Origin of the sequence: Sphingomonas tagetis (genome assembly GCF_024211275.1) — a bacterium.
Taxonomy (GTDB): domain Bacteria; phylum Pseudomonadota; class Alphaproteobacteria; order Sphingomonadales; family Sphingomonadaceae; genus Sphingomonas; species Sphingomonas tagetis.
This window is the reverse complement of sequence record NZ_JAMLDX010000004.1, coordinates 134,318-156,423: the sequence shown is the minus strand read 5'-3', so window position 1 is coordinate 156,423 and position 22,106 is coordinate 134,318. Positions and strand designations below refer to the sequence as shown.

Here is a 22,106-nt window from a genome sequence, read left to right as displayed (position 1 = left end):
GACCGATACCGGCGCCGATGGGGGAGATCATCGAACGCCGCTGCTGGTGGATCGTCGCGGCCATCGCCGCAGGCGGTCTCGCGCTCCGCATCGCCGCCGCGCAAGGCGGGCTGTGGCTGGACGAGGCGTGGTCGGCGGTCATGGCCGCCGAGGCCGGAACCCCGCTCGGCGCCTTCCTCCACATCAACCACGACAATAATCACCACCTCAACACGCTGTGGCTGCAACTCGTCGGCCTCGACGCCTCGCCATTGCTCCAGCGCACGCTGTCGATCGCCACCGGCACCGCCTCCATTCTCATGGCGGCAAGGATCGGCGCGCGCCGCAATGCCTCGACCGCGATCGTCGCAGCCCTGCTGTTCGCCCTCTCGCCAATCCTCGTCACCTATGGCTCCGAAGCGCGCGGCTACGCCCCGATGCTGCTTGCCTTCCTCACTGCGATCGATCTGATCGACCGCTGGCTCGCCGAGCCCGCCGCACCACGCCCCGCGATCCCGCTGGCGCTCGCCGCCTTTCTCGGCCTGCTCGCCCAGCTCACCATGGCGTTCGCACTCGCCGCGCTTGGCCTGTGGACGATCTGGAGCCTGCGAAAAGGCCTGGCGTTGTGGCCGGCCATTGCGCGACTGTGGGGGCCGGCGGCGATGGCGTCGGCGACCGCGCTGGCGCTCATCTTCGTCCCCGCATGGCTCGGCGGCGGCATGGCGTTCGGCGCGGCCGAGCCATTCACCCTCGCGCATTGGACCGTGGGCTTATGGCAGGCATTCGGCCACACCTTCGGCAATGCCTGGGGATTCGTCGCCATCGGAGGCGCGGCCCTGCTCCTCCTCGGCATGCCGATCGGCCGGCTCGCGGCGTGCGGCTATGCCGCGCTGCTTGCCGCGCCGCTGATCGTCCTGATCGCGCAGGTGCCAAACGCCGCCGTCGCCCGCCTCTATCTGACCGCATCCGCTGGCGCGCTGCTGCTGTTCGCCTTGCTGCTCGGCAATGGCTTCGCCCGGGGGCAGCGCGGCATGGCCATCGTCATTGCCGCCTGCGCACTCGCCATCATGGGCTATGCCTGCGCCACGCTCGTTCAGGACCGCCGCGCCGACCCAGCCCGAGCGCTCACCGCCATCGCCACTCGCGCCCCGACCGGCGCCGACGCCGCGGTCGAGCGCCCCCGCTCCGACGCGATCCTCATCGCCGCCGCCGCATCGGCGCGCTACCCGCTGCAAATCCGCCAGACCTGCCCCGCCGCCCGCTTCCTGTTCATCGAGCGTGACGGCGCCGAGGCATTCCCCGCCGTACCCACCCATTGCGCCACCCGCTACCGCGAGATTGCCGGCGACACCGTGCAAGGTCTGTCGGGCACCCAGTGGAAACTCTACGAGCGCTCGGATAGATAAGCCCGATGTTCTTCTCCTTCGTCGACGAACTCCGCGCCGCGGGCATCTCCGCCAGCCTGAAGGAGCATCTGGTGCTGCTCGAGGCGCTCGACCGCGACGTGATCGACCGTACGCCAGAGGCCTTCTACTATCTCGCCCGCGCCACCTTCGTGAAGGACGAGGGGCTGCTCGACCGCTTCGACCAGGTCTTCGCCAAGGTCTTTCGCGGCATCGCCACCAGCTACGGCGTCGAGACCGCCGAAATCCCCGAGGATTGGCTCAAGGCCATCGCCGAGAAATATCTCACGCCCGAGGAGATGGAGGCGATCAAGTCGCTCGGCTCGTGGGACGAGATCATGGAGACGCTCAAGAAGCGGCTCGAGGAGCAGCAGGGCCGGCATCAGGGCGGCAGCAAGTGGATCGGCACCGGCGGCACCTCGCCCTATGGCAATTCGGGCTACAACCCCGAAGGCGTCCGCATCGGCGGCGAGAGCAGGAACAAGCGTGCGCTCAAGGTGTGGGACCAGCGCGAGTTCAAGAATCTCGATTCGACCAAGGAGCTCGGCACGCGCAACATCAAGGTCGCGATGCGCCGCCTGCGCCGCTTCGCGCGCGAGGGCGCGGCGGAAGAACTCGACATCGACGCCACGATCGACGGCACCGCGCGCCAAGGCTGGCTCGACATCCATATGCGGCCCGAGCGGCACAATACCGTCAAATTGCTGCTGTTCCTGGACGTCGGCGGCTCGATGGACCCGTGGGTCAAGCTCTGCGAGGAGCTGTTCAGCGCCGCGACGTCGGAGTTCAAGAATCTCGAATTCTTCTACTTCCACAACTGCCTCTACGAAGGCGTGTGGAAGGATAATCGCCGCCGTTTTCAGGAGCGCACCCCGACCTGGGACATCCTCCACAAATATGGCCATGACTATAAGGTGATCTTCGTCGGCGACGCCTCGATGTCGCCCTATGAAATCAGCCACCCCGGCGGATCGGTCGAACATTTCAACGAGGAAGCCGGCGCCGCATGGATGCAGCGCCTCACCAACACCTACCCCGCCACCGTCTGGCTCAACCCGATCCCCGAGGAGCAATGGGGTTATTCGCAATCAGTCCGCATCCTGCGCGAACTGGTCAACGACCGCATGTACCCGCTGACGCTGGCCGGGCTGGACGACGCGATGCGGGAATTGAGCCGGAAGGCGTAGGATAATCCTCCCCCGCCAGGGGGAGGTGGCGCCGAAGGCGACGGAGGGGGAGGACGGCGATGCGCCTCGAAGGTTCCGAAGAGGGTCGCCGCAATGCGAAACGTCTGCGCCGCGAAATGACGCCGCCGGAAATCAGCCTATGGTTGGCACTGCGCGCAAACGAGAAGGGCCTTCGCTTCCGCAAGCAATATTCGGCTGGCAATTATGTGCTCGATTTCTACTGCGCCCCTGCCCGCCTTTGCATCGAAGTCGATGGTGAAGCGCATGAACGCGGCGACCGGCCTGAGCACGATGCAAAACGCGATGCCTGGCTGATGTCGAAAGGAGTGAGAACGGTGCGCTATCCGGCACGCGAGGTCATGACAAATCTTGAAGGCGTGGTTCGTCAGATCATTGCCATCGCCGTCAAGCGCATCGGTAAACAAGCGATCTGACCGCGTCCGCCCCCTCCGTCACGCTGCGCGTGCCACCTCCCCCTGGCGGGGGAGGATTGTCCGATCATCTGTTGCTTGAAATGTAGGATTTCGCCTGCTCAGCTCAACGCCGCTCTTTGAAATCGTCAGCTTGCTCTGCGCAACACCCGCGCATGACAACCCGTCAAAACTGTCAACTTCGTCAACCGCGCACCTCGCGATAGATGTCGGGACCTTTGTGACTTTACGCGCTCAACCGTCAGCGATCAAAGCCGCTCCACCGCCCGCTGCAATTTCCGGAGCACCGCGCTGTCCCCCGCCGGCGCATCCGCTGCTTCCTGCGCCAGCGCCATCAGCCGCACCGCGCCGAAACTCGCCGCCAGCCCCTTGAGCCGCAGCGCCGAACCGCGCCACCCTTCGGGATCGTCCGCTGCTGCCAGCAGGCCCAGCGCGCGCTTCGCACTGTCGAGGAACGCCTCGCGAAGTTCAGCGATCAGCCCGGGCTCGTCGCCCACCGCCGCCGCCAGAGTCGCATCGATTGCACCGGGATCATATGCCATCCGCCGACCCTAGAATTGCGTGTTTAACGAGTGGTTTCTGCGCGCTTCCCGCCACCCCCGGAACCGTGCTAGATTGGGACAATGAACGGGGGAACGACATCGGCCGGCCTAGCGCCCGTCGCGGATGACGAGCTGCTGCTCGTCGAGGAATCAGCACCGGCCACGGCCGCGCATCCGGCCTATGATCCGGCCGAGGATGCCGAGGAAGAAGAGATTTACCGCGCCCGCGGCGAATGGGCGGTGCCGGTGCTCGCGCTCGGGCTGATCGCGATCTGGTTCGGCGTGATGGGCTGGCTGCTCCACCCCGCGCTCAGCACGCCGATGCCGCCGGTTCAGCTGGTGCAGATCATCGCCGCCTTGTGCGTGCCCCCCGCTTTGGTCTGCCTCGTCTGGCTGCTCGCCCGCCGCTCCAGCCACGCCGAAGCCCGCCGCTTCCGCGACACCGCCCGCGCGATGCGGTCGGAGGCCGCCAGCCTCGAACGCGCCATCGCCACCCTCTCGCGCAAGATCGAGGGCAACCGCGCCGCGCTCGCCGCGCAGACCACCGCGCTGATGGCGATGGGCGACGGCGCCGCCGAACGGCTCCAGGCCGTCTCCAACGGCATGGCCGCCGAAGCGCGCTCGCTCGACGCCAGCGCGCGCACGCTGGTCGACAGCTCGGCCACCGCCGAAAAGAGCGTCGCCATCGTCCTCTCCTCGCTGCCCAGGGCGCATGAGGAAATGACCGGCATGGCCGCGACGCTCGACGCCGCGGGCCTCAGGGCCGGCGAACACGCCTCCGCGCTCGACGCGCAGCTCGCCGCGCTCACCGAACGCGGCCGGGTCGCCGACGAGGTCGCCGGTGGCGCCGCCCAGCGCCTCGCCGCGCATATCGCCAAGATGGAAGCGACCAGCGAGACTGCCGGCGCCCGGCTCGAAGGCGTCGCCTCGCAAATGTCCACGACCGTCGATGCCATCCTCGACCGCACCGCTGCGGCGGTGGACGAGGCGCGCAAGGGCATTGCCGCACAGGGCGACGCGATGCTGGCGATGCTCGCCACCAACCAGGCGTCGCTCGACGCTGCCGGGCGCGAGAGCATCGACACCGTCGGCGCACGAATCACCGAGGTCGAAGGCACGATCGGCCGCATTGCCGACAAGCTCGGTGAGGAGCAGACGCGAATCGACATCATGCTCGCCTCGGTCACCGGTGGCATTGCTCAGGCCGATGGCCAGATGGCGTCGCTGCACAGCGCTGGGATGGAGCGCACCCAGGCGCTCGCCGCGTCGATCAGTGCGCTCGACAGCTCGACCGCGGCGATGACCGAGACGTTGCGGATCGGCGACGAGACCGCGGGCCATGTCATCACCACCGCGGAAAACCTGCTCGTGGCGCTCGACGCCTCGGCGCGGGAGATCGACGAGACGATGCCGGAAGCGCTGGAGCGGCTCGAAAGCCGCATCGACGCGACCCGCACCGTCATCGCGGGCGCCAAGCCCGAGCTGCTCGCGCTGGTCACTGCTGCGGAGAGTACCCACGACGCGATCGAGGCGATCGCCGACGTCGTCGGCCGCCAGCGCGACACGCTGCTCAAGACGCAGGCTGCGCTGATCGAGACGCTCGATTCGGGTCACACCAAGACCGATCAGCTCGAGGAGATCGTCGACCGCGCCGTGGCCAATGCGCGCCGCTTCGCCGAGGATGCCGCGCCGCAGCTCGTCGACGCGCTGCTCCGCATCCGTGAGACCGCCCGCGTTGCCGCCGATCAGGCGCGCGAAACGCTCAGCGGGCTCGTCCCCGAAGCGTCGCGCCAGCTCGAGGAAGCCGGCAGCGCCGCGATGCGCCGCGCGATCGAATCGGGCGTGCGCCAGCAATTGGTCGAGCTGGGCGAAGTCGCCGAGGCCTCGGTCAACGCCGCCGCCCGCGCCTCCGAACGCCTGACTCAACAGATGCTGACGATCGGCGAAGCCTCCGCCGCGGTCGAACGCCGGATCGAGGAAGCCCGTGCCGAGCGCGAGGCGGCCGATCAGGACGGCTTCGCCCGCCGCGTGTCGCTATTGGTCGAAGCGCTCAACTCCGCCTCGATCGACATCACCAAGGCGTTCTCGCACGAAGTCACCGACAGCGCCTGGGCCGCCTATCTCAAGGGCGACCGCGGCGTCTTCACCCGCCGCGCGGTGCGCCTGCTCGACAGCGGTGAAGCGCGCGAGATCGCATCGCTGCACGAAAGCGACCCGCAATTCCGAGAGCAGGTCAACCGCTACATTCACGATTTCGAGGCGATGCTGCGCCAGGTGCTCGCGCTGCGCGACGGCTCGCCGCTCGGCGTGACGCTGCTTTCGTCCGACATGGGCAAGCTCTACGTCGCGCTGGCGCAGGCGATCGAACGGCTGCGCGCCTAACGCTTCGCCGCCGCCAGCACCTTCATCGCGAACGCCAGCCGCGCCTGCGCCATCTCGCGATCGGTCGCCTTGGGCCAGGCACTGCTGATCGCGATCACCAGCTTGTTCGCCGGATCGACCAAAATGGCCTGCCCGAAAATCCCCTGCGCCGCGTACCCGCCGCCGGGAATCGTCCACCACTGATAGCCATAGCCACCGCCCGGAAAGGTCGCATGCGTCCGCGTCGCATCGGCGAACCAGCCCGCAGGCACGATCCCCTCGCCGCCCTCCAGCGACAACAGCCCGATCCGCGCATAGTCGCGCAACGACACCGACAGACAGCAGCCGCTGACCTCCGCGCCGCTCTGGTCGGTCATCCAGAAAGCGTCATGCTCCATGCCGTAACGCCGCCACACCTTCTCACTGAGATAATCGGCCAGCTTCCTCCCCGTCGCCCGCCGCACCAGCACCCCGATCAGGTTGGTCTCGCCGGTCTTGTAGACGAATTTGGCGCCCGGCGGATCGGCGCGCGGCAGCTTGCGCATATAAGCGACGGTGGGATCCGCCCCGGGCGTCACCGCCTCGGCGAACATCCGCGCCACGTCGCTATTGGGATCGGTATAGTCCTCGTTCCAGCGCACGCCCGACGTCATCGTCAGGATCTGCCGGATCGTCACGCCGTCATAGCCGCCGCCGGCAAGGTCAGGGATGTATCTGGTCACCGGCTCGTCAAGCGACTTGATGTACCCATCGCGGATCGCCGCGCCGACCAGCGTCGAGGTCACCGACTTCGCCACGGAAAAACTCGTCCACCGCCCGTCGCGGCGGTGGTCCAATCCGTAACGCTCCAGCCGAACCATGCCGCCCTGAACCACGATCAGCCCGGCGACATTCTGCGCCGCCATGAACGCATCGACCTCGCCCGTATCGAGCGGCAACGGCGTGCCATCGGGCAACGGCTTCACCCGCCCACCCGCCTTCACCACATGGCCCGGGAACACCCGCTCCATCGCCGGGAAGTTGCGCAGCCGTTCCTCAGCCGACCAGAACAGCACCGCCGCGCCGACCTGCCGCAGCCGCGCGGCTTCCCGCGTATCGGCACGCGGTGGCGCAGCGGCCTGCTGGACCGGCGCGCATCCCCACAGCGCCAGCGCGCTCAGTCCGATCCACGCCGCCCGCATCCGCCTCGCTCCTAACTCTTGACCAGCGTCACCTGCGCCACCCAGATCCCGCCGCCGCGGAATCCGCCCTCGCAATACATCAGGTAATAGCGCCACAAGTCGAGGAAATGCGCATCGAATTCCGCCGGCAGCCGCCCCTCCGCCACCGCCGCATCGAATGCCTCGCGCCAGCGCCTCAGCGTCTCGGCATAGTCGAGCCCGAACGCATGCCGATCGTGCCAGCTTAGACCATGCTGCGCAGCAATTTTGCGGAAGCGGCGCTCCGAGATCAGCAGCCCGCCCGGAAAGACATAGGTCTGAATGAAGTCGACATTGCGCGAATAGGCGTCGAAGATCGCATCATCGATCGCGATATACTGGATTGCGGCGCGCCCGCCCGGCTTCAGCACCCGCGCGATCGTGCCGAGATAATCGGGCCAGAAATCCTGCCCCACCGCCTCGACCATCTCGATGCTCGCCACGGCGTCGAAGGTGCCGGTGACGTCGCGATAGTCGGTCAGCCCGACGGTCACACCATCGAGTCCGGCCGCCGCGATCCGCGCCTCGACCTGCGCCTTCTGCTCGGTCGACAACGTGATCCCGTGCACCCGCCGCCCGCCGCGCGCGGCAAGCTCCACGAACGATCCCCAGCCGCAGCCGATCTCGAGGATGCGCTCGCCTGCGACCGTCCCGGTTCGCGCCAGCACTGCCGCCAGCTTCGCGTGCTGCGCCGCTTGCAGCGTCATGCGCGCCTCAGCGAACAGCGCGCTCGAATAGGTCATCCCCGGATCAAGCCACGGCGCGTAGAAGTCATTCCCCAGATCATAGTGATAGGCGATGTTCTTCCGCGCGCCGTCGCGGTCGTTGCGCTGCAGCCGGTGCCACACCCGCTTCGCCAGCCGCGTTGTTCCCTGCGCGCGCCCGGTATTGCCGAGCGTCGCACGGTTGCGCACGAACAGGTCGAACAGCGGCACCGGATCGGGACTTGCCCACTCCCCAGCCTGCCACGCTTCATACCAGCCGACCGACCCGCCCGTCGCGAGCCGCCACAATGCCCGCCAGCTGCGAATCTCGACCACCGCGACCGGCCCCGGCACGCGCCCGCCCAGCCTGCGCGCAATCCCGCCCGGCAGCGTCGCTTCGATCGCACCCTCGGCCAGCCCGGCATCGATCCGGTCGAGCAATTTGTGCAGCAATGGGGTCAGCAGCGCGGCGAGCCACCCTTGCCCAGGCGCCCTCGCGCCATTGCCCCGGCCATTCCGGCGGCCTCTGTTACTTGCCACCCTGCTATTCATCGTCACCCGCATCCCGCGCGCACAAACCATGCGGATCCGAATCGGGCAAGCGACAAACGTCAGCGCACCTTGCGCCCTGCCGCCAGCGACCGCTCACGCGCCTCGCGATGCCCGATGATCTTCGCAGGATAGTCCTCGGGCCGGCAGCCTTGCGCCTCGGGATCGTGGATCACCATATCGTGGAGCCCGGCCAGTTCGGGCACCCATTCGCGGATGTAATCGCCCGCCTCGAACTTCTCGGACTGGCCAAGCGGGGCCATGATCCGGCCCCACATATTTGAATCGACGCCGGTCCCCGCAACCCATTGCCAGTTGACGCTGTTGTTGCCGTAATCGGCATCGACCAGCGTATCCCAGAACCAGCGTTCGCCGTCGCGCCAGTCGATCAGCAGATGCTTGATCAGGAACGACGCGGCGATCATCCGTACCCGATTGTGCATCCAGCCGGTCGCCCACAGCTGGCGCATCCCGGCATCGACGATGGGATAGCCGGTCCGCCCCCGCTGCCAGGCGCGAAGATCGGCCGCCGCGGCCTTGCCCGATCGCCAGGGCAGATCGTCGAATTTCTCGCGCCCGTTCTTCGCGCCATAGTCGGGTAACTGCAGGATCACATTCTGCGCGTAATCCCGCCATGCGATCTCGCTCAGGAACACATCGACCGATCCACCGGCATCGGCAACGCGATGCCAGACCGCCGCGGGCGAGATCTCACCGAAATGCAGATGCGGTGACAGCCGCGAACTGCCCTCGATCGACGGCAGGTTGCGCTCGGCGTCATAGCGCGCGGCATGGTCGGCGAAATCGGCCAGCCGATCGCGCGCACCGGTTTCGCCCGGGGTCCACTCGGCTGCAAACCCGGCCGCCCAATCGGGCCTTTTCGGCAACAGCGCCCAATCCGCGAGCTTCTCTGATGCAGGCCATTGCGACGGCACGGGAATGTCGCGTGGCCGGTCGTGCGGCTGCGCGGGTGGCATCCATTGCTTCAACGCACGCCAGAACGGCGTGTAGATTTTGTAGGGCGCACCGGTTGCCGTGGTCACTGATCCCGGCGGCGCCAGGTAATTGCCGTCATGGCACACCAGGTCGACCTGCTTCGCCACCGCACGCTCGGCATTGCGCCACCACGGCTCGTAATGCCGGATGCAATGGACCCGCTCCGCCCCTGTCTCCTTCGCCAGCGCCGCCAGCACTTCCTCGCAGCGTCCCCGCCGCAAGATCATCCGCGAGCCCTTGTCGCGCAGCGCGGCGTCGAGGCTGGCAAGGCTATGATGCAGCCACCAGCGCGAGGCCCCACCCATCGCGCGGTGGCGCGGCGTGTCGTCATCCAGCACATAGACCGGAATAACCGGCCCCTCGCGCGCCGCAGCGGCGAGCGCCGCCTGATCCGACAACCGCAAATCCCGGCGAAACCAGACGATACTGGTCATTCGCCACGGTCCGCACTCCGCAGTCCGGGCGCGATGCGCACGCTGAACCGGTCGCCGACGAGCGGATTGCCGAACCGCTGGTCACGCAGCACGATGCTGCCGTCAGGCTGGGGTTGCGCGAACGGCATCCGCGACCAGAACAGAAAGGCGCGCGCATCGGGATCGGTTCGCACCGCCATGACGATGCGCGGATCGTCCATGCCGATCGGAACCGGGCCGGCAGTCGCCTGCCCGACCAGCGTCGGCAACCAGCCGCCGGCAAGGTTGAGATCGCGCCGGCCATGCTGCCCCCCGCCCCGCCACAGCATCTCGCGCTGCCAGAAGGCGATCGGCACCGGGCTGGCGACCACCAGCTCCGGTTCGATGCCATAAGTGGTGCGGACCCACTGCGCCGTGCGCGCCTCGGCGACACCAGTCGTGACACCGTTGCCGAAGATATAGGCGGACAGCACCACGGCGACGATGCTCCCGCGCCGCGCCCAATCGCCGCCCTGCCGTTCCGCACGCCACGACCAGATCAGGCCACCGATCAGCATCGCCCAGATCCACAGGTCGATGATGAAGATGCTGTCGCCATAGAACCAGCGGCTCGAAAAGGGTTCGAGCAAGCGGATCCCGTAATTGTTCAGCCAGTCGAAGGCCGGATGGCTCAGCGTGCCGACATAAGCGAGCAACAGCAGATGCAGGGGGCGGACTGGCGGTCGCGCCGCGGGCCGCTTGCCGCGCCGCGTCTGCCACCGGTCGAACCCGACCATGATCGCTGTCAGCAGCAGCGGCAGCACGGCCATCGCCACCGGCCCGTGAGTCAGCCCGCGCCGCATCGCCAGCGACTGGGTGCCATAGACGCTGCACGCCGCGTCCAGATCGGGGATATTCGCGGCGACGATCAGCGTCGGCATCGCGAGCCCGGACAGCTTCTTGAGGCCGGTCTGCCCGATCAGTGCCCCGATCAGACTGTGGGTGAGATTGTCCATGCGCGAACGCTACGGTTCAGATCGCGTGCGGTTCCTTTTCGACCATCCAGGTCTGTCCCTTGCTGACCAGTTTCTGCAGGTCGGCGACCTTGCCCTCGCTAGCGGCGGCATTTTGCGCCACGACCGCACTCTCGAACGTCGGCGCGGGATCGTCATAGAGCACGCCCAGCGCCATCGGGAACGGCCCGAACGGCATCTCGACCAGCATATGCGCGATCGCGCGGTTGGTGACGTTGTGGACGATCACCCCGGACGTGTCGCCATCGGCGATGTCCACAACCTTGAGCGTCAGCCTCTCGGTATCGAGAGCGATCCCCTTGGTGCCGCCGGCGAAGACCATCGGCTGGCCATGCTCGAGCCACAGCTGATGCCCGGCATTGGCTTTCTCGGTGAACGGCGCGAACACATCATCATTATAGACGATGCAGTTCTGGAAGATCTCGACGAACGCCGCGCCGCGATGCGCATGCGCCGCTTTGAGCACGCTCGGCAAATTCTTGTGTACGTCGATCCCGCGCGCGATGAACCGCGCGCCCGATCCCAGCGCAAACGCGCACGGCCGGGCGGGACGGTCGACCGAACCGAACGGCGTGGAGGGGCTGCGCGTGCCCACCCGGCTGGTCGGGGAATATTGCCCCTTGGTCAGCCCATAGATCTCGTTGTTGAACAGCAGCACCTGGCAGTCGAGGTTGCGGCGCAACAGGTGCATCGTGTGGTTGCCGCCGATCGACAAGCCGTCCCCGTCACCGGTGATGATCCACACGTCGAGGTCCGGGTTGGCAAGCTTCACCCCCGTCGCCACCGCCGGCGCGCGGCCATGGATCGTATGGAAGCCATAGGTCTCCATATAATAGGGAAACCGGCTCGAGCAGCCGATGCCGCTGATGAACACGGTATTCTCTGGCGTCGCGCCGATCTCCGGCATGGTGCGCTGGACGGCCTTGAGGATCGCATAGTCGCCGCAGCCGGGACACCAGCGGACTTCCTGATCGGTCTCCCAGTCCTTGGGCGTGCTGGGGCGGATGGTCGTGATCTCGTTCATGATGCTATCAGCCTGCTATTCAATTCGGCCATCAACGCGGGCCGAGCGCTGCGAGGTAGTCCTTCGCCAGATCTTCCACCCGGCCTTCGGGTTTGTCGCCCACTTTCAACGCCAGCGCGCTCGCGACGAAATAATATTCGCCCTCGACCCAGACCGCACTTTCCTCTGGGTTATGGCCACGCGTGCAATCATACATGTTGAAGTCGCCGGGCTGGCGGATCGTGACCTCGCCCCCGCGCGGATTGGGTATCGTCTTGACGATCTTGTCCGGCCCGACGAACTGATCGGCGTCGCGTTTCTGCCCGCTGCACGGCGGCAGCTGGACCTTGCCCGCCTCCGCGATCGGAATCGCTCCGGCGATCCCACGGTCGAGACTCGCCTTCGCTTGCGCGGCGGACGCGAATTTGAAGATCTTCAGCGTGACGTCGAAATTATAGGGACGCGCGCTCGCAAGGCGGTCATCGGTATAGACATATTGATACTGGATGCTGTCCACCGTGCCGGGAAATGCCGCCGGGTTGAACACGGTGAACTGCTCGGTGCTGTGGAATTTGCCGGCATCGATCCGTTCGAACTGGCCGAATGCCTTTGAAGGCGGGGCCTGCATCGACGGGTTCGGCGTGTGCTTGGCGGCAGGGACAGCGCCCGACGCGGCAGCCGTCGCATTGTCACCCTGCCCGGGCGCATCGCCCTTCTCGCTACAGGCCGACGCGCCGACCATCGCAATGCCGATCAAGGCGATACGGGAAATGTGCAACGGACGTGCTCGCTTCATCCCGCTTCCCCCCGCAATGACCGCTCCCGGTTCACGAATTGACCGCCTTGATGCTGCCATCCGCGTCGAAATAGGCGCCGATCGCCGCTTCGATTTCATGGATGCGGAAGGGTTGGCCGCTGACCTTGTTGAGCGGGGTGGCGTCGACGAGGAACTGGTCTCGCAGCACGGTCTTGAGCTGCCCCGTGTTCATCTCGGGCACGAGGATACGGTCATAGCTTCTGAGCAGGTCGCCGAGATTCTTCGGCATCGGCCAGATATGCCGGATATGGATGTGGCTGACGTCCAGCCCCTGGCGGCGCGCGCGCCGCACCGCCTGGGTGATCGGGCCATAGGTCGAACCCCAGCCGACCACGACCAGCTTGCCGCCCGCCTCGCCCTGCTCGATCGCCTGATCGGGGATGTCGATGCCCAGCACCTTGTCGCGGCGGATGTTGGTCATCGCCTGATGGTTGTCCGCCGAATAATCGAGATTGCCCGACCCTTGCGCCTTCTCGATCCCGCCGATGCGGTGCAGCAGCCCCGGCGTGCCCGGCTTGACCCACGGGCGCTTGAGCTTCTCGTCGCGGGCATAGGGCAGGAACGTCTCGCCCTCGGCCGGGACTGTCTCATGGAACGTCACCGGGAAGGGCGCGTAATCGCCCATGTCTGGCACCTTCCACGGCTCGGCGGCGTTCTGGAGATAGCCGTCGGTCAGCAGCATCACCGGGGTCATGTACTGGGTCGCGATGCGCACCGCCTCGATCGCACAGTCGAAACAGTCCGCCGCCGATCGGCTCGCGATCACCGGCAGCGGCGCGTCGCCGTTGCGGCCATAGACCGCCTGATAGAGATCCGACTGTTCGGTCTTGGTCGGAAGACCCGTCGAGGGTCCGCCGCGCTGCGCATTGACGATGACCAGCGGCAGTTCGGTCATGATCGCAAGGCCGAGCGCCTCGCCCTTGAGCGCGATCCCCGGCCCCGACGAGCAGGTCACGCCGAGTTGACCAGCGTAAGACGCGCCCAGCGCCGAGGCGATCGCCGCGATCTCGTCCTCGGCCTGGAAAGTGGTGACTCCGAACTCCTTGAGCCGCGCCAGATGGTGCAGGATCGCCGACGCCGGTGTGATCGGATAGCCGCCATAGAACAGTTTGAGGTTCGCAAGTTGCGCGCCCGCGACCAGTCCCATGCTGATCGAATCCGCACCCGTCACAGTGCGGTACAGCCCCGGCTCGACCGGCGCCGCGGGCACATGCAGCTGCCCGATGCCCTGCGCGCCGAGCTCTGCGGTTTCGCCATAGGCATGGCCGGCATTGAGTGCGGCGATGTTGGCTTCCGCCAGATCAGGCGCCTTGGCGAACTTGTCCTTGAGCCACTGCACCAGCGGCTCGCGATCGCGGTCGAACATCCACAGCGCGAGGCCGAGCGTCCACATATTCTTGCAGCGCAGCGCTTCCTTGTTGCCGAGCCCGAACGGCTTCACCGCTTCGAGCGTCAGTTGCGAGATGTTGAGCTTCAGCAGCTGCCATTTGGCGAGGCTGTCGTCCTCCAGCGGATTCGCCGCGTACTTGGCCTTTTCCAGGTTACGCTTGTTGAACTCGCCCTCGTCCGCGATGATCAGCCCGCCGGGCTTCAAATCGGGAACGTTGGTCTTCAGCGCCGCCGGGTTCATCGCCACCAGCACGTCGGGCGCATCGCCCGCGGTCTCGATCGCCACCGACCCGAAGTTGATCTGGAACGCGGAGACGCCGAACAACGTCCCCTGCGGCGCGCGGATCTCCGCCGGAAAATCGGGAAAGGTCGCCAGGTCGTTACCCGCGAGCGCAGCGGAGAGCGTGAACTGACCGCCGGTCAGCTGCATCCCGTCACCGGAATCACCGGCGAACCTTACGACAACCGCTTCGGGCTGCGGATTGGCCGACGCCTCCTCGGGCGTCACCTGGTGCACGGCGCTGGCCATTCAGTCTCTTCCTGCAAACATTTACGCTCCCTCTACGCCCCGGGGAGCTTATAGCGGAAGGTAGAATGATGGATGGCCGTTGCAACCGCTTCTTTTCGCGCGCGTGTTTCATCGCTTGCGGGCAGCAAGACCCCAGGCGGCGCGTACCTGACCGGTGAAGATCGGCCGATATCGGCGCAGCTCCGCCTCCGCGGCCGGCGTGAAGCCGACGAATGACTGCATCCGCTCCATCGCCCCGGCCCCTGCCAGCCGGTAAAGCGAGCGCACTTCGGCGAGCGAACGCCGTTGATGCTGCAGCGTCAACGCGACTGCTCGCAGCCCGTCGATCCGCTGCGGATGGGTCGGGCGCAAGGTGCGCCAGATCGCCAGCGCCCGGCGCAGCAACGGTTCCGCTTCGCTGCGCCGCCCCTGCTCGATGAGATTCGCGGCGAGATTGTTCCAGCTCGCCGCGATGTCGGGATGCCCCGCCGGGAGCGCCGTCTCGCGCAGCGCCAGCGCCTTGCGCAGCAACGGCTCGGCATCGGCATGGCGGCCCTGCGCACTCACATTGGCCGCCAGGTTGTTCCAGCTTGCCGCGATGTCGGGTGTCCCGCCGGCAACGCCGCTTCGCGCAGCGCCAGCGCCTTGCGATACAGCGGTTCGGCATCGGCATAGCGGCCCTGCGCATCGATATTGGCCGCCAGATTGTTCCAGCTGGTCGCGATGTCGGGCGGATAGGGTTTCGCTGCCGCCTCGTTCAAGGCCAGCGCCTTGCGGAACATCGGCTCCGCCTCGGCGAAACGGCCTTGCGCGTTCAGGTTGGAGGCGAGGCCGTTCCAGCTCGCGGCCAGATCGCGATGTCCGGGCGGCAACGCGGCCTCGCGCAATGCCAATGCCTTGCGATAGAGCGGCTCGGCCTCCTGATGGCGGCCCTGGATGTTCAGATTCACCGCCAGATTATTCCAGCTCGTGGCGATGTCAGGATGCCCGGCGGGCAAGCTTCGCTCGGCGAGCGCCACGGCGCTGCGGGCATGAAGCTCGCCCCCCTCAAGCTCGCCCGCCATCGCTGCGACGTTGGCCAGTCCGAGCAGCAGGTCGAGGCACTGGTCGGCATCGGGCGCGGCCGCCTTGCACCGCGCCAGATCGGCGCGCAAGGCGGCCAGCACCGCCGCGAAATCGCCGCGCTGAAACGCCATCAACACTTCGTAGCTGAATGGCCAGCGCTGCGCGGCGAACGCGGGCTGGCTCAACGACAGTGCAAGTGAAGAGGCAATCGCCAGGCGAATCATCCGCATGGCGCCATGCTAGCGCTTAGTCCGGCCCGCCGAGTGCGAGAATCGACGCGACATGCCGCGCCGATACCTCCATTGCGTCAATCCCGTAGCCGCCGCCCAGCGCGCTTGCCAACGGCAGTCCGCGCCGCCGCGACAGTGTCGCGATCCATTTGTCGCGCACGATCAGTCCCTCGCGGCTGAGCTTCAACCGCCCCAGCCGGTCGCCCTCCCACGGATCGACCCCCGCCTGATAGAGGATCAGGCTGGGCGCGAAATCATCGATCAGCCCGGGCAAGGTCGTCGTCAGCGCGTCCATATACGCTGCGTCGTCCGCGCCGTCCGCCAGCGGTACATCCAGCGTCGAACGCGCCTTGCGCACCGGAAAGTTCTTCTCGGCATGGATCGAATAGGTCGCGACATCGATCCGTTCGGCCATCAGCGCCGCAGTCCCGTCGCCCTGATGCACGTCGCAATCGACGATCAGCACGCGTTCGCCTTCGCTCGCCAGGCGGTGGGCGGCAATGGCAAGGTCGTTGAACACGCAATAGCCCGCGCCGGTATCGTGCAGCGCATGGTGGCTCCCGCCCGCCGTGTTCGCCGCGAAGCCGAATTGCTGCGCCAATTTGGCGGCGAGATAGGTTCCGCCCGGCACCGCGAACGCCCGTTTCGCCACCGCCTCCGTCACCGGAAAGCCGATCCGCCGCGCCTTTTCGGGCGGCACCCGCGTCTCGATCACCTCGGCGACGTATTCGGGATCATGCACCGCCTCGACCCACGCGCGCGGCATCGGCTCTGGCTCATGCCATTCGAGCGCCCCGCCAAGGTCGCGCAGCAGGTCGCGAACCAGCCCGTTCTTGTTCCACTGGTACTGGCTGCGCGCCGGCGCGGGCGCGACATAGAGCGGATGGTGGACGACCGCGATGGCGGCCGCTCGAGTCACGCCGCCAGTGCCTCCAGCGCCTCGCTCGCCTCCATCCACGCCAGCTCCGCCGCCTCGATCGCTTTCACCAGCGCGCCGCGTTGCTTCATCAGCTCGGTCATCGTCAGTTTGGCCAGCGCCGGCGCGGCAGAAGAGGGATCGAACATCGCCCGATCGACTGCGCTCAGCTGCTCGTTGAGCTTGGCCAGCTCGGCCTCCGCCGACTTGGCGGCCTTGCGCATGGCATTGCCCTTTTCGCGCGCCTCGGCCGCCTCGCGCCGCGCATCCTTGCGGTTGACGCCCCCCTTGCCACCCTCGGCCTTGGGCTCCTTGGCCAGCACGAAGGCGATATAGTCATCGAGATTGCCGTCGAACGCCCGCGCCGTCCCCTGATCGACCAGCACCAGCCGGTCGGCGGTCATCTCGATCATGTGGCGATCGTGGCTCACGATCACCACGGCGCCCTGATACGCCGTCAGCGCCTGAATCAGCGCCTCGCGCGCGTCGACGTCGAGATGGTTGGTCGGCTCGTCGAGAATCAGCATGTGCGGCGCGTCGCGCGTGATCAGCGCCAGCGCCAGCCGCGCGCGCTCCCCGCCCGACAGCTTGCCGACCTGAGTCATCGCCTTGTCACCGGCAAAGCCGAACCGGCCGAGCTGCGCGCGCACGAAGGACGGCTTCTCGCCTTCCATCAGCCGCTGCATATGGTCGAACGGCGTCTCGTCGCTGTGCAGTTCCTCGACCTGATACTGAGTGAAATAGCCCACGCGCATCTTGCCCGACGCCGATTTCTCGCCATCAATCGGCGTCAGTTGCGCCGCGAGCAGGCGTGCCAGCGTGGTCTTGCCGTTGCCGTTGCGGCCGAGAAGCGCGATGCGGTCGTCCGGATCTATACGCAGGTTGAGCCGCTGAAGAATCGGTTTCCCATCGTAACCGACGCTGGCGTGATCCAGCGTGATCAGCGGCGGGCGCAGCTGATCGGGATCGGGAAAGCCGAACGCCAGGCTGGGATCATCGACCACCGCCGCGATCGGCTGCATCCGCGCCAGCGCCTTGGCCCGCGACTGCGCCTGCTTGGCGGTCGAGGCGCGGGCGGAATTGCGTGCGACATAGTCCTGTAGCTTCGCCCGCTCGGCGAGTTGCTTCTCGCGCGCCGCCGCCTGCTGCGCCTGCCGCTCCGCGCGCTGGCGTTCGAAGCTGTCATAGCCGCCCGGATAGAGCGTCAGCTTGCCGCGCTCGAGATGCAGGATGTGGTCCACCACATTGTTCAGGAAATCGCGCTCATGGCTGACGATCACGATCGTCGCCGGATAGGACTGCAAAAAGTCCTCCAGCCACAACACCGCTTCCAGATCGAGATGGTTCGAAGGCTCGTCGAGCAGCAGCAGATCGGGCTGGCTGAACAGCAACGCCGCCAGCGCCACGCGCATCCGCCACCCGCCCGAAAAGCTGTCGAGCGGTCGGTGCTGCGCCTCCTCGTCGAACCCCAGCCCGACCAGAATCCGTGCCGCCCGCGACGGCGCCGAATAAGCGTCGATCGCGCCCAGCCGTTCATGGATCTCGCCCAGCCGGTGCGGATCTTCGAGCCCCTCCGCCTCCTGCATCAGCGCGGCGCGCTCGATGTCCGCCGCCAGCACCGTCTCGAACGGCGTGGTCTTCCCCGCTGGCGCTTCCTGCGCGACATAGCCCAGCCGAGCCCCGCGCGGCATCTCGGCGCTGCCGTCGTCCGGGTCGATCATCCCGGCGATCACCTTGACCAGAGTCGACTTGCCCGCGCCGTTGCGCCCGACCAGCCCGATCCGCCCACGCGGCGGCAATGCGGCACTGGCGCGGTCGATGATCGTGCGTCCGCCGAGACGGACGGTGATTCCTGAAAGGTTCAGCATGGGCGCGCGCCTAGCATCGCCCTGCGGTTCAGGAAAGCCGCCCCTCGAAATCCTCATACCCGAACGACTTCACCACACGCAGTTCGTCACTGCGGCTGTCCCACAGCGCGATGCTCGGCAGCGGCACGCCGTTGAAGGTCGTAGTCTTGACCATCGAATAATGCGCCTGATCGAGAAACGCGAAACGCTGCCCCGGCACCGGCCGCCCCGCGAACGCGTAATCGCCGAGAATATCACCCGCCAGACAGGAAGGCCCGCCAAGCCGTACCAGCACATCGCCCCCCTCGCCGAGCATCGCCGGACGATAGGGCGCTTCGATCACATCGGGCATGTGGCAGGTCGCCGAGATATCGACGACGCCGATCGGCATGCCATTGTCGAACAGATCGACGAACTCACCGACCAATATGCCGGTATCCAGCGCGATCGCCTCGCCCGGTTCCAGCACGACCTCGAGTCCCGTCTCCGCGCGCACATCCTTCAGGAACGCGACCAGATCGTCGCGCTGATAATCCGCCCGCGTGATGTGGTGCCCACCGCCGAAGTTCAGCCACTTCAGCTGCCCGAAATAAGGCGCGATCCTTGGGCGAAGCGCTTCCCATGTCCGCCGCAGCGGCGGGAAATCCTGCTCGCACAGCGAATGGACGTGCAGCCCGTCCACGCCTTCGAGATGCTCCGGCTCCAACTGATCCGCCGGAAACCCCAGCCGCGAATGCGGCTGCGCAGGGTCGTATTTCTGGACCTCGCCCTCCGAATGCATCGGATTGAGCCGCAGTCCGACATCGAAGCGCTCGCCGCGGACGCGCGCCGCATCCAGCTCGCCGCGCATCGCCGCATGCTGCGATGGCGTGTTGAAGATCACATGATCGGAGAGCCGGCACACTTCCGCCATGTCCGCGGCCTTGTAGCCCGAGCAATAGGTCGCGATCTCACCATGATAATGGTCCGCGGCGAGCTTGGCCTCCCACAGGCCCGACGTCGCCACGCCGTCGAGATAGCGGCCGACCAGATCGCCCAGCGACCACATCGAGAAGGCCTTGAGCGCCAGCAGGATTTTCACCCCGGCCCGGTCGCGCACATCGGCGATGATCGCGAGATTCCGCTCAACCGCCGCCGCATCGACGACGAAGCACGGCGACGGAACGCGCGACAGGTCGAACCGGGCGAATGCGCCCGGATCGCCGGCCTTGGTGGACATGACCGGCGGTTCGGCGCGCGTGTCGGTCATCGGATCAGAATTTCAGCGGCTCGGCCAGCTCATGCACCTGCCAGGGCAGGCCATGCTTATTGAGCATGTCCATGAACGGATCGGGATCGAACTGCTCGATGTTGAACACGCCCTCGCCCTTCCAAGTGCCGTTCAACATCAGCGCCGCGCCGATCATCGCCGGCACGCCGGTGGTATAGCTAACCGCCTGGTTGCCGGTCTCTTCGAACGCATCCTCGTGATCGCACACATTATAGACGTAGAAGGTCTTCTCTTCCCCGTCCTTCGTGCCGGTCGCGATGTCGCCGATATTGGTCTTGCCCTTGGTCGTGGTGCCCAAAGTCGAGGGCTCGGGCAGCACGGCCTTGAGGAACTGCAGCGGCACGATCTCGCGGCCTTCGTACATGATCGGCTCGATCGAGGTCAGGCCGACATTCTGCAGCACACGCAGATGCGTCAGATACTGCTCGCCGAACGTCATCCAGAAGCGCGCGCGCTCCATCTCGGGGATGAACTTGGCCAGGCTCTCCAGTTCCTCATGATACATGAGGTACATGTTCTTCGCGCCGACCTGATCGAACTCGAACACTTGCCGCGTCGACAAAGCCGGGGTCTCGACCCAGTCGCCATTCTCCCAGTGCCGCGCGGGCGCGGTGATCTCGCGGATGTTGATCTCGGGGTTGAAGTTGGTCGCGAAATGCTGGCCGTGATCGCCGCCGTTGCAGTCGAGGATGTCGAGCGTGCGGATCGTGTCGAGCAGGTGCTTCTTGATGTACATCGCGAACACGCTGGTCACGCCCGGATCGAAGCCCGAGCCGAGCAGCGCCATCAGCCCGGCCTGCTTGAAGCGGTCCTGATAATCCCACTGCCAGCCATAATGGAACCGCGCCTCGTCGCGCGGCTCGTAATTCGCAGTGTCGAGATAATCGACGCCGGTGTTCAGGCACGCGTCCATCAGGTTGAGGTCCTGATAGGGCAGCGCCAGATTGACCAGCAGGTTCGGCTTCACCTTTTCGATCAGCGCCGACGTCGCCGGCACGTCGTCCGCGTCAACCTCGGCGACGTCGATCGTCACGCCGAACCGCTGCTTCACCGACTCGGCGATCGCATCGCATTTGAAGCGCCGGCGGCTGGCGAGCGTGATCTTCCCGAACAGATCGGGGTTCTTCGCCATCTTGTGCACCGCGACCGATGAAACGCCGCCTGCGCCGATTACGAGAACGTCCTTCACGCCATAGTCCTTTCCACTGTCCGGGATTTCCGCCCCATATGGGCACAACGCCCGGGATGCAAAGGCCGATCCTCTCGGTTAGCAATGTGACATGGCTACGACGATCGACCGCAGGAACTTCATCACCGGGGCGGCGGCGCTCGGCTTCACCGGGATCCAGACCGCCAACGCGCAATCGCAACCAGCGGTGTTCGCGCCCATACCGATCTGGCCACCGCGCGAACATTTCATGCTGTGGCCCGGTCTGCCCCCCGGTTCGCCGCCCGGGGCCACGCCGTCGTCCGTCGTGCCGCCGCTTGCACCCGGCCAGTCGATCGAGCGCGTGACCGGCATCCGCCACCCGCATATCGGCGTCTTCCGCCCGACCCGCCCCGATGGCCGCGCAATGCTCGTCATTCCCGGCGGCGGCTATGGCTTCGTGGCGCTGATGAACGAGGGGATCGGCGTCGCGCGCGCGCTCAACGCGCATGGCATAACCGCGTTCGTGCTCGTTTATCGCTTGCCCGGCGAAAGTTGGCTCAACCGCGCCGACGTGCCGCTTCAGGACGCGCAACGGGCGATGCGGCTGATACGTGCGCGCGCCGCTGCCTTTGGCATCGATCCGGCAAAGCTCGGCGTCTGCGGCTTTTCAGCGGGCGGTCATCTCGCCGCGACGCTGACCGTCGGTCACGCCGATCCGGTCTATCGCGGCCGCGACGCCGCCGATCAGCTTCCGGCGCGTCCGGCATGTTCCGGCCTGATCTATCCCGTCACCAGCTTTGCCACCGCCGGCACGCACAGCCGTTCCGCCGCCAACCTGCTCGGCCCCGATCCTGCTCCACAGACTGCGGCGCGCTACGATGCGGTCGCGCGTGTCACACCGGCCACGCCGCCGCTGTTCCTCGTCCATGCAATGGACGACAGCGTCGTCGGCGTGGCGCAGAGTATCGCGATGACTGAAGCCGCCCGCCGCCACAAGGTACCGGTCGAGGCGCATCTGCTCGAACGCGGCGGCCACGGCTTCGGCGCGTCGCGGCTACCGGCGAGCAATCCCGGGGCGAAATGGCTGGACTGGTTCGCGACCTGGACGGCCACCCACCTGCGCTAGTTGCAAAG

Annotated in this window: 19 protein-coding genes; 5 read left to right on the top strand and 14 right to left on the bottom strand. The window is 66.6% G+C overall.

Annotation, left to right across the window (positions count from 1 at the left end; genetic code table 11):
* Positions 1 to 17: 17 nt before the first annotated feature.
* The 3 genes from M9978_RS07190 to M9978_RS07180 are packed head-to-tail and all read left to right on the top strand — an operon-like array spanning position 18 to position 3,003.
* Entirely contained in the window at positions 18 to 1,385 is a 1,368-nt protein-coding gene (locus M9978_RS07190) for a hypothetical protein (RefSeq protein ID WP_254292322.1), read from the top strand.
* Between the two features lie 5 nt (positions 1,386 to 1,390).
* Positions 1,391 to 2,569: a vWA domain-containing protein gene (locus M9978_RS07185; RefSeq protein WP_254292321.1), complete on the top strand. Its 1,179-nt coding sequence runs from the start codon at positions 1,391 to 1,393 to the stop codon at positions 2,567 to 2,569.
* 59 nt (positions 2,570 to 2,628) lie between these two features.
* The gene (locus tag M9978_RS07180) at positions 2,629 to 3,003 is read left to right on the top strand and encodes an endonuclease domain-containing protein (RefSeq protein ID WP_254292320.1); all 375 of its coding nucleotides are present in this window, start codon (positions 2,629 to 2,631) and stop codon (positions 3,001 to 3,003) included.
* 245 nt (positions 3,004 to 3,248) lie between these two features.
* Here M9978_RS07180 and M9978_RS07175 read toward each other — a convergent pair whose 3' ends face one another.
* Positions 3,249 to 3,542 carry an Hpt domain-containing protein gene (locus M9978_RS07175; protein WP_254292319.1) on the bottom strand — a complete coding sequence of 98 codons (294 nt, stop codon included), beginning with the start codon at positions 3,540 to 3,542 and terminating at the stop codon, positions 3,249 to 3,251.
* 81 nt (positions 3,543 to 3,623) lie between these two features.
* Between M9978_RS07175 and M9978_RS07170 the strand changes: the two genes are divergently transcribed.
* Positions 3,624 to 5,924 (top strand): hypothetical protein, encoded by a 2,301-nt coding sequence (locus tag M9978_RS07170; RefSeq protein WP_254292318.1) that lies wholly within the window; start codon positions 3,624 to 3,626, stop codon positions 5,922 to 5,924.
* On the opposite strand, the gene M9978_RS07165 is transcribed toward M9978_RS07170, so the two are convergent.
* The 13 genes from M9978_RS07165 to M9978_RS07105 form a co-directional block, all read right to left on the bottom strand.
* Positions 5,921 to 7,084 (bottom strand): serine hydrolase domain-containing protein, encoded by a 1,164-nt coding sequence (locus tag M9978_RS07165; protein WP_254292317.1) that lies wholly within the window; start codon positions 7,082 to 7,084, stop codon positions 5,921 to 5,923. The two genes, M9978_RS07170 and M9978_RS07165, sit on opposite strands and share 4 nt — an antisense overlap.
* Positions 7,085 to 7,095: 11 nt before the next feature.
* Positions 7,096 to 8,358 carry an SAM-dependent methyltransferase gene (locus M9978_RS07160; protein WP_254292316.1) on the bottom strand — a complete coding sequence of 421 codons (1,263 nt, stop codon included), beginning with the start codon at positions 8,356 to 8,358 and terminating at the stop codon, positions 7,096 to 7,098.
* Between the two features lie 59 nt (positions 8,359 to 8,417).
* Positions 8,418 to 9,785 carry a cryptochrome/photolyase family protein gene (locus tag M9978_RS07155; protein ID WP_254292315.1) on the bottom strand — a complete coding sequence of 456 codons (1,368 nt, stop codon included), beginning with the start codon at positions 9,783 to 9,785 and terminating at the stop codon, positions 8,418 to 8,420.
* Positions 9,782 to 10,759 carry a metal-dependent hydrolase gene (locus M9978_RS07150; RefSeq protein WP_254292314.1) on the bottom strand — a complete coding sequence of 326 codons (978 nt, stop codon included), beginning with the start codon at positions 10,757 to 10,759 and terminating at the stop codon, positions 9,782 to 9,784. Before M9978_RS07150 ends, M9978_RS07155 begins: the two co-directional genes overlap by 4 nt.
* A gap of 16 nt (positions 10,760 to 10,775) precedes the next feature.
* Positions 10,776 to 11,801, bottom strand: a complete 1,026-nt coding sequence (locus tag M9978_RS07145; RefSeq protein ID WP_254292313.1) for a 2-oxoacid:ferredoxin oxidoreductase subunit beta — start codon at positions 11,799 to 11,801, stop codon at positions 10,776 to 10,778.
* Positions 11,802 to 11,832: 31 nt separating this feature from the next.
* A complete protein-coding gene (locus M9978_RS07140; protein WP_254292312.1) occupies positions 11,833 to 12,558 on the bottom strand; it encodes a hypothetical protein in 726 nt (241 codons plus the stop codon).
* A 49-nt stretch (positions 12,559 to 12,607) separates the two neighbouring features.
* Complete coding sequence (locus tag M9978_RS07135) at positions 12,608 to 14,515, bottom strand: 2-oxoacid:acceptor oxidoreductase subunit alpha (protein WP_254292311.1); 1,908 nt, start codon at positions 14,513 to 14,515, stop codon at positions 12,608 to 12,610.
* A gap of 108 nt (positions 14,516 to 14,623) precedes the next feature.
* Positions 14,624 to 15,061 (bottom strand): tetratricopeptide repeat protein, encoded by a 438-nt coding sequence (locus tag M9978_RS07130; protein WP_254292310.1) that lies wholly within the window; start codon positions 15,059 to 15,061, stop codon positions 14,624 to 14,626.
* Positions 15,058 to 15,744 (bottom strand): tetratricopeptide repeat protein, encoded by a 687-nt coding sequence (locus M9978_RS07125; protein ID WP_254292309.1) that lies wholly within the window; start codon positions 15,742 to 15,744, stop codon positions 15,058 to 15,060. Before M9978_RS07125 ends, M9978_RS07130 begins: the two co-directional genes overlap by 4 nt.
* 61 nt (positions 15,745 to 15,805) lie before the next feature.
* Entirely contained in the window at positions 15,806 to 16,708 is a 903-nt protein-coding gene (locus M9978_RS07120) for a histone deacetylase family protein (RefSeq protein WP_254292308.1), read from the bottom strand.
* Entirely contained in the window at positions 16,705 to 18,573 is a 1,869-nt protein-coding gene (locus M9978_RS07115; RefSeq protein WP_254292307.1) for an ABC-F family ATP-binding cassette domain-containing protein, read from the bottom strand. The genes M9978_RS07120 and M9978_RS07115 overlap by 4 nt, the downstream gene beginning before the upstream one ends.
* Positions 18,574 to 18,601: 28 nt before the next feature.
* Positions 18,602 to 19,771 carry a carboxynorspermidine decarboxylase gene (locus tag M9978_RS07110; protein ID WP_254292500.1) on the bottom strand — a complete coding sequence of 390 codons (1,170 nt, stop codon included), beginning with the start codon at positions 19,769 to 19,771 and terminating at the stop codon, positions 18,602 to 18,604.
* Between the two features lie 34 nt (positions 19,772 to 19,805).
* Positions 19,806 to 21,011 (bottom strand): saccharopine dehydrogenase family protein, encoded by a 1,206-nt coding sequence (locus tag M9978_RS07105; protein ID WP_254292306.1) that lies wholly within the window; start codon positions 21,009 to 21,011, stop codon positions 19,806 to 19,808.
* 91 nt (positions 21,012 to 21,102) lie between these two features.
* On the opposite strand from M9978_RS07105, the gene M9978_RS07100 reads away from it, so the two are divergent.
* The gene (locus tag M9978_RS07100; RefSeq protein ID WP_254292305.1) at positions 21,103 to 22,098 is read left to right on the top strand and encodes an alpha/beta hydrolase; all 996 of its coding nucleotides are present in this window, start codon (positions 21,103 to 21,105) and stop codon (positions 22,096 to 22,098) included.
* Positions 22,099 to 22,106: the final 8 nt, after the last annotated feature.

Coding starts and splice junctions, on each gene's coding strand:
- M9978_RS07190 (WP_254292322.1), top strand. CDS start 18: ATGGGGGAGATCATCGAACGCCGCTGCTGGTGGATCGTCGCGGCCATC.
- M9978_RS07185 (WP_254292321.1), top strand. CDS start 1,391: ATGTTCTTCTCCTTCGTCGACGAACTCCGCGCCGCGGGCATCTCCGCC.
- M9978_RS07180 (WP_254292320.1), top strand. CDS start 2,629: ATGCGCCTCGAAGGTTCCGAAGAGGGTCGCCGCAATGCGAAACGTCTG.
- M9978_RS07175 (WP_254292319.1), bottom strand. CDS start 3,542: ATGGCATATGATCCCGGTGCAATCGATGCGACTCTGGCGGCGGCGGTG.
- M9978_RS07170 (WP_254292318.1), top strand. CDS start 3,624: ATGAACGGGGGAACGACATCGGCCGGCCTAGCGCCCGTCGCGGATGAC.
- M9978_RS07165 (WP_254292317.1), bottom strand. CDS start 7,084: ATGCGGGCGGCGTGGATCGGACTGAGCGCGCTGGCGCTGTGGGGATGC.
- M9978_RS07160 (WP_254292316.1), bottom strand. CDS start 8,358: ATGAATAGCAGGGTGGCAAGTAACAGAGGCCGCCGGAATGGCCGGGGC.
- M9978_RS07155 (WP_254292315.1), bottom strand. CDS start 9,785: ATGACCAGTATCGTCTGGTTTCGCCGGGATTTGCGGTTGTCGGATCAG.
- M9978_RS07150 (WP_254292314.1), bottom strand. CDS start 10,759: ATGGACAATCTCACCCACAGTCTGATCGGGGCACTGATCGGGCAGACC.
- M9978_RS07145 (WP_254292313.1), bottom strand. CDS start 11,801: ATGAACGAGATCACGACCATCCGCCCCAGCACGCCCAAGGACTGGGAG.
- M9978_RS07135 (WP_254292311.1), bottom strand. CDS start 14,515: ATGGCCAGCGCCGTGCACCAGGTGACGCCCGAGGAGGCGTCGGCCAAT.
- M9978_RS07115 (WP_254292307.1), bottom strand. CDS start 18,573: ATGCTGAACCTTTCAGGAATCACCGTCCGTCTCGGCGGACGCACGATC.
- M9978_RS07110 (WP_254292500.1), bottom strand. CDS start 19,771: ATGTCCACCAAGGCCGGCGATCCGGGCGCATTCGCCCGGTTCGACCTG.
- M9978_RS07100 (WP_254292305.1), top strand. CDS start 21,103: ATGGCTACGACGATCGACCGCAGGAACTTCATCACCGGGGCGGCGGCG.